A 9,540-nucleotide genomic window follows, 5' to 3' on the forward strand; every position below is an offset into this window, starting at 1 on the left:
TTTTGGAAAAACATTTGAAATGAATCTGGAAGCAATGAATCACCTGGAACTTTTTCAGAATCTGGGATTTCCGGTTCTCCTTGGTACATCACGCAAATCCATGATAGGACTGGCGTTGGATCTTCCGGTAGATCAGCGCGTAGAGGGGACTTTGGCTACCAGTGTAATTGGCGTAATGAAAGGATGCTCTTTTGTCCGTGTCCACGATGTTAAAGAAAATAAGCGTGTGATCCAGATGACAGAAGCAATCCTGGGACGCAGATAAATTACTGGCACAAAACAGATGGTAAATATAAATAACATACAGAAAGGATTTGCTGTTATGGATGAGACCAGATTAGATAAAATAGAAATTAAAGAGTTGGAGGTTTTTGCAAACCATGGTGTATATCCCGAAGAAAATGTTCTGGGACAGAAGTTTGTTATTTCTGCTACACTTTTTACCAGAACACGTCTGGCGGGATTAACCGATGAGTTGTCTGCTTCCATAAACTATGGCGAAGTCAGCCATATGATCACTGATTTCACTAGAAAACATACTTATAAACTTCTGGAATCTCTTGCAGAGAATCTTGCAGAAATGCTTCTTTGCTCTCTTTCCGGACTTGAAAAAATTACTCTGAAGATCGAAAAGCCCTGGGCGCCGGTTGCTCTTCCTCTGAAAACTGTATCTGTGGAAATCACACGGAAATGGCATACTGCTTATATTGCTTTTGGCTCTAATATGGGTGATAAAAAGATGTATATAGACAATGGAATCCGTGGTCTGGCAGAGACAAAAGGATGCCGTATAGAGGCAATTTCCGATTATCTTATTACAGAACCTTACGGAGTTACTGATCAGGATGAATTTTTAAATGGAGTTCTGAAAATGCGGACACTTCTTACTCCTGGAGAATTGCTTGTGCGACTGCATCAGTTAGAACAGGCGGCAAACAGGGAACGTATCATCCACTGGGGACCAAGGACACTGGATCTGGATATCCTGTTTTATGATCAGGAAATTATTGATATGCCAGATCTTCATATTCCTCATATTGATCTGCACAACCGCGATTTTGTTCTTGTACCAATGAATCAGATTGCTCCGTATCTGCGACATCCTGTGTTAAATCAGACCATTTCGCAGCTTCTGGACAGCCTTCTGAACAAATCTGAAAATACTGCAAAATAAAGTGAACAGTAACCAGTAACGATATTTTGTTACTGTTCACACACTACTATCCCGCGAGGTGTTTTGGCATGAATATGCCAAAATCCCGAGACATACAAGCCAAAATTCCATTGCCGCAGGCAATCTGGAATGAATTTTGGCTACGTTACTGTGAACGGAGTGAACAGTAACGATATTTTTCTGAATGTTCCATTGATATTTACTTTGCCATTTTTTACAAACAGTGCTATGATATATTCAATGGAAATTCTATAAAAGAGAAAACACCTACAGGAGGGCAAAAAATTATGAGAATCAGACGCGAAGAACACATGGCAGGCGGAAATGGTCACGTAATCATCAAAGAAATCCTTGATGCAGAGCAGTTGAACGGTAAATGTGGACTGTATGCACAGGTAACTCTGGAGCCGGGATGTTCACTGGGATATCATGAACATCATGGAGAAAGTGAAACCTACTATATTTTACAGGGACAGGGCGAATACAATGACAACGGTACCTATCGTCCGGTAAAAGCAGGAGATATTACATTCACACCGGACAATCATGGACATGCACTTGCAAATACAGGAAATACAGATCTGGTTTTTATGGCTCTGATCATTAAAGACTGATATAAAAGCAGCAGCACATATTTCTTATGGAAATAATGACTGCTGTTTTTATTACCAGGACAGACTGATTATAATAAAAAATAGTATAAATCAGGTATCATTTCATAATCATTCAAATGGAGAATCAAACTATGTACAGAAAAACAGCAAAGAAGTTACTGAAATTCATAGAGAAAAGCCCCACTGCATTTCAGGCAGTGACGGAGATGACCAAAAGGCTTGACAAAGAAGGCTTTGAAGAATTGAAAGAGGAGGATCACTGGAAGCTTAAAAAAGGCGGAAATTATTATGTGACCAGAAATCATTCTGCGATCATAGCTTTTTCCATTCCGCAGAAGCCTGTGTGGAAGTTTCATATTATGGCAAGCCACAGTGATTCCCCTTCCCTTAAGATTAAGGAGAATCCTGAGATAGAGGTGGAGAATGCTTATATCAAACTGAATGTGGAGCGTTACGGTGGAATGATTCTGTCTCCATGGTTTGACAGACCTCTGTCAGTGGCAGGAAGGCTGATCGTCTGTCAGAATGGAAAAATCAGAGAGAAGATGGTGGCTGTGGACAGAGATCTGCTGGTTATTCCTAATCTTGCTATTCATATGAACAGGGAAGTAAATGACGGATATAAATATAATGTGCAGAAGGATATGCTGCCTCTTTTCAGCGATAAGGAAGGAAAGGGCAGATTTATGGAAACTGTGGCTGAGGCCGCAGAAGTAAAGACAGAAGATATTCTGGGACATGATCTGTTTCTTTATGACAGAACTCCGGGTACTCTGTGGGGAGTAAATGAGGAATTTGTCTCTGCACCCAGACTGGATGATCTGCAGTGTGCATTCTCTTCTATGGAGGGATTCCTGCAGGGAAATCGTGAAGAAAGCATTTCTGTACATTGTGTGCTGGATAATGAAGAAGTGGGAAGCAGTACAAGACAGGGCGCTGCTTCTGCTTTCCTGAAGGATACTCTGATGCGGATCAATATGGGACTGGGACGTACCCAGGAGGAATATTATATGGCACTTGCAGACAGTTTTATGATTTCTGCAGATAATGCCCATGCTCTCCATCCAAACTATACGGATAAGACAGATCCGGTAAACCGTCCGGTGCTGAACGGGGGAATCGTGATCAAGTACAATGCAAACCAGAAATATTGTACAGACGGAGTGTCCGCTGCAATTTTCAAGGATATCTGTGACAGGGCAAAGGTGCCGTACCAGACCTTTGTAAACCGTTCAGATATGGCAGGCGGATCCACGCTGGGAAATATTTCCAATACCCAGGTTCCTGTGAAAACAGTGGATATCGGTCTGGCACAGCTTGCCATGCACTCTGTATATGAAACAACAGGTGCGAAAGATACAGAGAGCCTGGTTAAGGCAGCGACAGTATTTTTTGCATAGCTTGTCGGCACACTGGAAGATAAACGTAAATATAAAAATCAGGAGATAAGAAAGTGAACAGAAAAGCAGTGTTTTTTGATGCAGACGGAACACTCTGCGATATGGAAAAGGGTGTACCCCAGAGCACAAAGGAGGCATTGAAGAAATTAAGAGAAAACGGTCATGACGCATGGCTTTGCACAGGCAGGAGCAGGGCCTTTGTTTCCCGGTATCTGGAAGAGCTTCCGTTTACCGGTATGATCAGTGCCTGCGGGGCTACCATTGAAAAGGATGGAGAACGTCTTTTTAATAAAGAGATGCCCCCGGAAGTTGCAAAAAAATCAGTGGAAATCCTGCGCAGATATGGTCTGGTCCCGGTTATGGAAGGTGCAGATTTCATGTATTATGATAAGGATGAATATAATACAGATGTGAACTGGTATACGGATCTGATCACAGAATCTTTAGGACCTAAATGGCGTCCCATCAGGGGAAATGAAGACTGTATGCGCATTAATAAGATTAGTGCAAAGATGATAAAAGGCTGTGATGCAGAAGCTGCCTGCAGGGAACTGAGTGAGTATTATGACATTATCCGTCATGAGAGTGGTTCAGGGATTGCGGGAACCACCATTGAACTTGTCCCCAAAGGCTTTAACAAGGCAGTGGGGATCTCGGCGGTGTGCAGACTCTTTGATGTTCCGTGGGAGGATACGATCGTGTTTGGAGACAGTAATAATGATCTCGCCATGTTTGAATATGCAGCAGTGAAGGTTGCCATGGGAAATAGTTCGGAGAAAATAAAAGCTCTGGCTGATCATATTACACAGGATATGTTCCATTATGGAATCAGAAACGGACTGGAATATCTGAAGCTGATATAAACATAAAAAGCCTGGGATCAGATGAGTCCCAGGCTTTTGCATATATAGAGCCAGATTGTCATGGTAAAGGAGCTTAACAGAGTGGTAGTCATAACCACACCGGAAGTAAAATCGCCGTCATAATCCATGTTTTTGGCCATGATATAACAGCTTACAGTAGTGGCAGAGCCAAGCATGATAATGATCGCAACCAGCATGTCATGGGAAAATCCCAGAAGCACAGCCAGTGGAAGAAATACAGCTTCATATCCCACAAGCTTCAGAAAGCTACATGCGATCAGTGGTTTCGGCCTTGCGAATGCCTTGCCGAATTTCAGTGCGCCACCCATGGCCATCAGCCCAAGAGGAGTCGCTGTTTTTCCGAGATTATCTACGGCAGTATTCAGAATTGTTGGCATTGGCAGATGAAGCAGCGACCATACCATACCTGTCAGGATACCAAGGATAATAGGGTTCGTGGCGATTCCTTTCAGGGTTCGGATAAGCTTTGCGGTATCAAGTTTACCGCCGCCGGGAGCGAACAGTGACAGTGTTATAACTGCCATCACATTATAAAGCGGCACACTTCCGATGATCATAAGCGGTGCCATTCCTGCGTTTCCGTAAAGATTCTGGATAATTGCAATTCCAAGGATCGCAGCGCTGCTCCGGTAAGAAGCCTGGATAAATTCGCCCTGGATATTTCGCGGTTTCAGCAGATAGGAAAGTCCTGTGGAAATTCCGATACTGATCAGTGTGACAAAGAAGCAGAACAATACAAATTTCGTATTCCATACACTGTAGAAATCTGACTTTGCAATATCCAGAAACAAAAGCGCAGGCAGAGCTGCATTAAATACGAACTTATTCAGACGGCTGACAAAGGTGTCATCAAAGAGTCCGATCTTCCGAAAAAAGAGCCCGAGCATCAGGGTGAGAAAAATCGGGATTGTAGCATTAAGACAGAAAATAAGATTCTCCATTTTCATAAATCCTTTCAAAAAAATGATTTCTGTACGAAAAAGTACGGTTCATAAGGTGACTGCTATATCACAATAACACCATGATTATAAACGTTTGACAGGAATTGTCAAATTCCGATTTCTGTGTTATTCTGAAAAAAATGGTTGCTGTTCAGTATGCCTTGCAGATTGCGGGAATGATTTTTCAGACACGCTCTAAGAGCAGAGTGAACAGTAATAAAATTGCAGACAGTGGAGTGGTGGTTCATGAAATATGGAAAGATAAGAATAGAAGATGGATTTCTGGTTTTTACCAGACATATGATGATAAACAATCTTCCATGTAAAGACATTGTATGGGCATATATGCGAAAAGAGGGAGCAGATGAAGGTGATGACAGACAGCTGAGTGTAAATTATCTTGTAATTGTTACCAGACGTAAGAAGAGATACAAGTTCGATATGACAGAAAAAGAGATCCATGAGTGTATCCGCATTCTTAAGATATTAAACCCGGATATGGCAACAGGTTTCCCGAAGGGCGGCAGGATATCTCTTCATAGTCTGCCGAATACCAGAGATCTGGGTGCGATCGTTACAGCTGATGACAGACACATCCTGCCGAGGAGGCTTCTGAGAAGCGGGGAACTTTATCACATTTCAGAGAGCGATAAGAACAGACTCAGAGAAGAATACAATCTGAAGACGGTGATCGACCTGCGTTCGGCAGAAGAGAGAAAATGTAAACCGGATACTATTATAGCAGAAGTAGAATACTACCATGTACCGGTTGTGGATGAGGATGTGCAGGTTATCAGCAACAGAGAACAGTTTGTAAAAATGCTTGCAGGACTCCCGGATGATATGGAAGAATATATGATCAGACAGTACAGGAATTTATGCATGGATCAGCTGGTGTTGAAACAGTATGCGAAGTTTATCGATATTCTTTTCAGGCAGGAAAAAGGTGCTGTTTTGTGGCATTGCGGAACTGGAAAGGACCGTACAGGGATCGGGACTGCTTTTCTGCTCAGTCTGCTGGGGGTGGAGGAAGATGTGATATATGAAGACTATCTGCGCACAAACCGTTATATGGAGCCCAAACTGGTATATATGCAGAGACTTGTACAGACCTGGCCGGAGGCAGATGAGAAAATGACCGAGAAGCTTCCAATTATATATAATGTAAAAGAGGAGTATTTGGCTGCTGTTTTTGAAACAGTGAAAAAGACTTATGGTTCTATGGAAAAGTTTTTCCAGACCGTATTTTATCTGAAACCGAAAATGATCGAAGAGTTCAGAAATAAATATCTGATATAGGCAGTTGATTTGATGTTTTTACAAAAGTTATCATAGAGTTACTGTTCACTGGTAATATCCCGCGAAGCGTGTTGCTGGGAACGAAGTGAACAGTAACGTCACAGAAAGACATTTGTTTTTGTGCGAAAAATTTATTGACAAAATCACGATTATTGATATAATGGTAACCATACGAGCTATTTATTATATTAACGTGGTGAAAATGTACACGTTGAAAGCAGGTGGGACATGCAGAAGAGAGTATTATCCCTGTTAGTAGATAATACTGCAGGTGTAACGACCAGAGTATCTGGATTATTCAGCCGCAGAGGCTATAACATCGACAGCATTACCGGAGGTGTAACAGCGGACGAGCGTTTTTCCAGAATTACCGTTGTGTGCAGCGGGGATGAACTGATTCTGGAGCAGATCACGAATCAGCTTGCCAAGCTTGTAGATGTAAGAGATATTAAGATCCTGGAGCCGGACAACAGCGTATGCCATGAATTAATGATGATCAAGGTGGCTGCGAAACCGGAGCAGAGACAGGGACTCATTTCCATAGCGGATGTTTTCCATGCGAAAGTTGCAGACGTAAGTGTGGATTCCATGATACTGGAGATGACAGGCAACCATAATAAATTGGAAGCATTTCTTGAGCTGATGGGTGATTACGAGATTCTCGAACTTGCACGTACAGGAATGACCGGTTTATCAAGAGGTTCGCAGGATGTAACCTATTTCTGATGAAAGACCGGAAGGTTTTTCGGAACGCAGGAAATTGAAAAATATCTCAGAAACAGTACATATTATAGTTTGCTAGGGGAGCATCCCTTAACGATAAATTTTTTTACGATTAGCAGGAGGAAAATAAAATGGCTAACAAGATTTTTTATCAGGAAGATTGTAATTTAAGCTTACTGGATGGTAAAAAAATTGCAATTATTGGATACGGAAGCCAGGGACATGCACATGCTCTGAACTTAAAGGATTCCGGATGTGATGTCATTATCGGTCTTTATGAAGGCAGCAAATCCTGGAAGAGAGCTGAAGAGCAGGGCTTTAAGGTATATACAGCAGCTGAAGCAGCTAAACAGGCAGATATCATCATGATTCTTATCAATGATGAATTACAGGCTAAACTTTACAAAGAATCCATCGAGCCAAACCTTGAAGAAGGCAACATGTTAATGTTTGCTCATGGTTTCAATATCCATTTCGGATGCATCAAACCACCAAAGAATGTTGATGTTACAATGATCGCTCCTAAAGCACCTGGTCACACAGTAAGAAGTGAGTATCAGGCTGGAAAAGGAACACCTTGTCTTATCGCTGTAGAGCAGGATTACACAGGAAAAGCTCAGGATCTTGCACTGGCATATGGTCTTGGAATCGGCGGAGCAAGAGCTGGTCTTCTTGAAACTACATTCCGTGTAGAGACAGAGACAGACCTCTTTGGTGAGCAGGCTGTACTTTGCGGTGGTGTTTGCGCACTTATGCAGGCTGGTTTCGAAACACTTGTTGAAGCTGGTTATGACCCAAGAAATGCATACTTTGAATGTATTCATGAAATGAAGCTGATCGTAGACCTGATCTATCAGTCAGGATTCGCAGGAATGAGATATTCTATCTCCAACACTGCTGAATATGGTGATTACATCACAGGACCTAAGATCATCACAGAAGATACAAAGAAAGCTATGAAGAAAATTCTTTCTGATATCCAGGATGGTACATTTGCAAAAGACTTCTTACTTGATATGTCTGATGCAGGTGCACAGGTTCACTTCAAAGCTATGAGAAAGAAAGCTTCTGAGCATCAGTCTGAGAAAGTTGGCGAAGAAATCCGTAAACTTTACAGCTGGAATGGTGAAGACAAACTTATCAACAACTAATCTGAATATGATTAAATTAAAATCCCCTGCTGAATGGCAGGGGATTTTTTATGTCGGGCAGGATCGCACTGCGACGGAGAGGAATTATGTCGCTGAAGCGACCCGCCGCAGGCGGAGAATCCTGCAAGCAGGATTCTTTCTTGTATGTACTGACTCAATGATTGTTGTTTGTTCTGTATTATGCAATTCTTAAGATTATGCATAATATAACAAGATGCAAATCAATCTCAGCATTTTATAATTCGACAATCTGTCCTTTTTCTACGTCATATCTGCAGTACTTACCATTTCCGGAAATAAATGGCTGATATGTATCTGTCCTGTTATCTTTAAGATATACAATTCCGGTAGCAATCATCTCCACTAATGAAAAGCGTTCGCTGAGACTGGAAATCCACTTATATGTTTTGTTCTTTGATGAATTTGCCATAACCATATTGTAGGCATGTCCGTCTTCGGTGGCTTCCAGAGAAAAATATACTTTTTCTGCCTTATCAGGAGCATCAAAGACCTGACTTGTAATATAGGAAGAAAAATTGGTGCTTACAAAATTTCGGAAAGATTTTATATCATAAGTGATTCCGGATACTTCGTCTGTGATTTTATCTCCGCGTTCCAGACGAGTTCTAATAATCTTTAGTACCTCTACAGTCCAGTTGATAAAAGAGATATTGCTGTAATTCATACTTTCCATCAACTGTTCGATTAGTTTGCGTGACAGGATATTGGAGCGTATTGCCTCATCATAAAGTTCTCTGTTCATGACATTTTCCCTCTTTTTTGATTATTTGTAACTATTCAGCAGTCTACTATTCCGCGAGGTGTTTTGGCATGAACATGCCAAAATCCCGAGACATACAAGTCAAAATCCCATCGCCGAAGGCGATTTTTAATGGATTTTGACTCGTAACTGTGAAGGTACTGAACAGTTACGATTATTTTATGTTTGTTATAGTGTTTCCGCACATTTCTATGTTATACTGATTATAAATCTGTTTGTTGTAAAATGCAACAAAAAACGGACGAATAAATAAAAATATTTGTGAACAGTAACGAATATATTGTTGCCTGTATTTTGGTTTCTCGGAACGATAATGAGACATAAGGAAAATTGAGGAGGGATAAAATGGAGATAGAAGAAGAGTTTATTTCGGGATTTTGCAGAACATGTAATGGAGGGCAGACTGTCTGCTGCGAATATACGATGGAAGGAGATAAAAGAACCCTCACATTTATGGATTGTGCACATGACAGATGTGTGAATTATGCTGCCTGTGAAATCTACAAACAGGCACATGAAATGGAACGATAAGAATATGTGAGGGTGTACGAAAAGCAGTGAACTGCAAAATGT

11 protein-coding genes are annotated in these 9,540 nt (G+C 41.4%); 9 read left to right on the top strand and 2 right to left on the bottom strand.

The genetic code is table 11. The features are described 5' to 3' along the window. The 5 genes from AC075J_RS17565 to AC075J_RS17585 all read left to right on the top strand — a co-directional run. Positions 1 to 265 (top strand): dihydropteroate synthase (locus tag AC075J_RS17565; protein WP_476390556.1); only part of this gene is annotated, 265 nt, incomplete at its 5' end. Between the two features lie 57 nt (positions 266 to 322). Continuing rightward, positions 323 to 1,174, top strand: coding sequence for a 2-amino-4-hydroxy-6-hydroxymethyldihydropteridine diphosphokinase (gene folK / locus AC075J_RS17570; protein ID WP_022381442.1), 852 nt, complete (start codon positions 323 to 325; stop codon positions 1,172 to 1,174). 287 nt (positions 1,175 to 1,461) lie between these two features. Next, positions 1,462 to 1,788 (top strand): cupin domain-containing protein, encoded by a 327-nt coding sequence (locus tag AC075J_RS17575; RefSeq protein ID WP_022381443.1) that lies wholly within the window; start codon positions 1,462 to 1,464, stop codon positions 1,786 to 1,788. A gap of 131 nt (positions 1,789 to 1,919) precedes the next feature. Further along, positions 1,920 to 3,188: a M18 family aminopeptidase gene (locus AC075J_RS17580; RefSeq protein ID WP_022381444.1), complete on the top strand. Its 1,269-nt coding sequence runs from the start codon at positions 1,920 to 1,922 to the stop codon at positions 3,186 to 3,188. A 53-nt stretch (positions 3,189 to 3,241) separates the two neighbouring features. Beyond that, positions 3,242 to 4,051, top strand: a complete 810-nt coding sequence (locus tag AC075J_RS17585; protein ID WP_022381445.1) for an HAD family hydrolase — start codon at positions 3,242 to 3,244, stop codon at positions 4,049 to 4,051. Positions 4,052 to 4,068: 17 nt separating this feature from the next. Here AC075J_RS17585 and AC075J_RS17590 read toward each other — a convergent pair whose 3' ends face one another. Continuing rightward, on the bottom strand, positions 4,069 to 5,013 hold the full coding sequence (locus tag AC075J_RS17590) for an AEC family transporter (RefSeq protein WP_020993719.1): 945 nt from the start codon (positions 5,011 to 5,013) through the stop codon (positions 4,069 to 4,071). Positions 5,014 to 5,259: 246 nt separating this feature from the next. Between AC075J_RS17590 and AC075J_RS17595 the strand changes: the two genes are divergently transcribed. The 3 genes from AC075J_RS17595 (at position 5,260) to ilvC (ending at position 8,186) form a co-directional block, all read left to right on the top strand. Then, positions 5,260 to 6,312: a tyrosine-protein phosphatase gene (locus AC075J_RS17595; protein WP_020993720.1), complete on the top strand. Its 1,053-nt coding sequence runs from the start codon at positions 5,260 to 5,262 to the stop codon at positions 6,310 to 6,312. A 228-nt stretch (positions 6,313 to 6,540) separates the two neighbouring features. Further along, positions 6,541 to 7,038 carry an acetolactate synthase small subunit gene (gene ilvN / locus AC075J_RS17600; protein WP_008704845.1) on the top strand — a complete coding sequence of 166 codons (498 nt, stop codon included), beginning with the start codon at positions 6,541 to 6,543 and terminating at the stop codon, positions 7,036 to 7,038. A 128-nt stretch (positions 7,039 to 7,166) separates the two neighbouring features. After that, a complete protein-coding gene (gene ilvC / locus AC075J_RS17605; RefSeq protein ID WP_008704844.1) occupies positions 7,167 to 8,186 on the top strand; it encodes a ketol-acid reductoisomerase in 1,020 nt (339 codons plus the stop codon). A 235-nt stretch (positions 8,187 to 8,421) separates the two neighbouring features. Here ilvC and AC075J_RS17610 read toward each other — a convergent pair whose 3' ends face one another. Beyond that, positions 8,422 to 8,949, bottom strand: a complete 528-nt coding sequence (locus AC075J_RS17610) for a hypothetical protein (protein ID WP_055201475.1) — start codon at positions 8,947 to 8,949, stop codon at positions 8,422 to 8,424. A gap of 363 nt (positions 8,950 to 9,312) precedes the next feature. Here AC075J_RS17610 and AC075J_RS17615 point away from each other — a divergent pair, with 363 nt between their 5' ends. Continuing rightward, positions 9,313 to 9,498: a hypothetical protein gene (locus tag AC075J_RS17615; RefSeq protein WP_008704840.1), complete on the top strand. Its 186-nt coding sequence runs from the start codon at positions 9,313 to 9,315 to the stop codon at positions 9,496 to 9,498. Positions 9,499 to 9,540: the final 42 nt, after the last annotated feature.

Source organism: Blautia sp. ZXY-1-C6 (assembly GCF_056339875.1).

Coding starts and splice junctions, on each gene's coding strand:
- folK (WP_022381442.1), top strand. CDS start 323: ATGGATGAGACCAGATTAGATAAAATAGAAATTAAAGAGTTGGAGGTT.
- AC075J_RS17575 (WP_022381443.1), top strand. CDS start 1,462: ATGAGAATCAGACGCGAAGAACACATGGCAGGCGGAAATGGTCACGTA.
- AC075J_RS17580 (WP_022381444.1), top strand. CDS start 1,920: ATGTACAGAAAAACAGCAAAGAAGTTACTGAAATTCATAGAGAAAAGC.
- AC075J_RS17590 (WP_020993719.1), bottom strand. CDS start 5,013: ATGGAGAATCTTATTTTCTGTCTTAATGCTACAATCCCGATTTTTCTC.
- AC075J_RS17595 (WP_020993720.1), top strand. CDS start 5,260: ATGAAATATGGAAAGATAAGAATAGAAGATGGATTTCTGGTTTTTACC.
- ilvN (WP_008704845.1), top strand. CDS start 6,541: ATGCAGAAGAGAGTATTATCCCTGTTAGTAGATAATACTGCAGGTGTA.
- ilvC (WP_008704844.1), top strand. CDS start 7,167: ATGGCTAACAAGATTTTTTATCAGGAAGATTGTAATTTAAGCTTACTG.
- AC075J_RS17610 (WP_055201475.1), bottom strand. CDS start 8,949: ATGAACAGAGAACTTTATGATGAGGCAATACGCTCCAATATCCTGTCA.
- AC075J_RS17615 (WP_008704840.1), top strand. CDS start 9,313: ATGGAGATAGAAGAAGAGTTTATTTCGGGATTTTGCAGAACATGTAAT.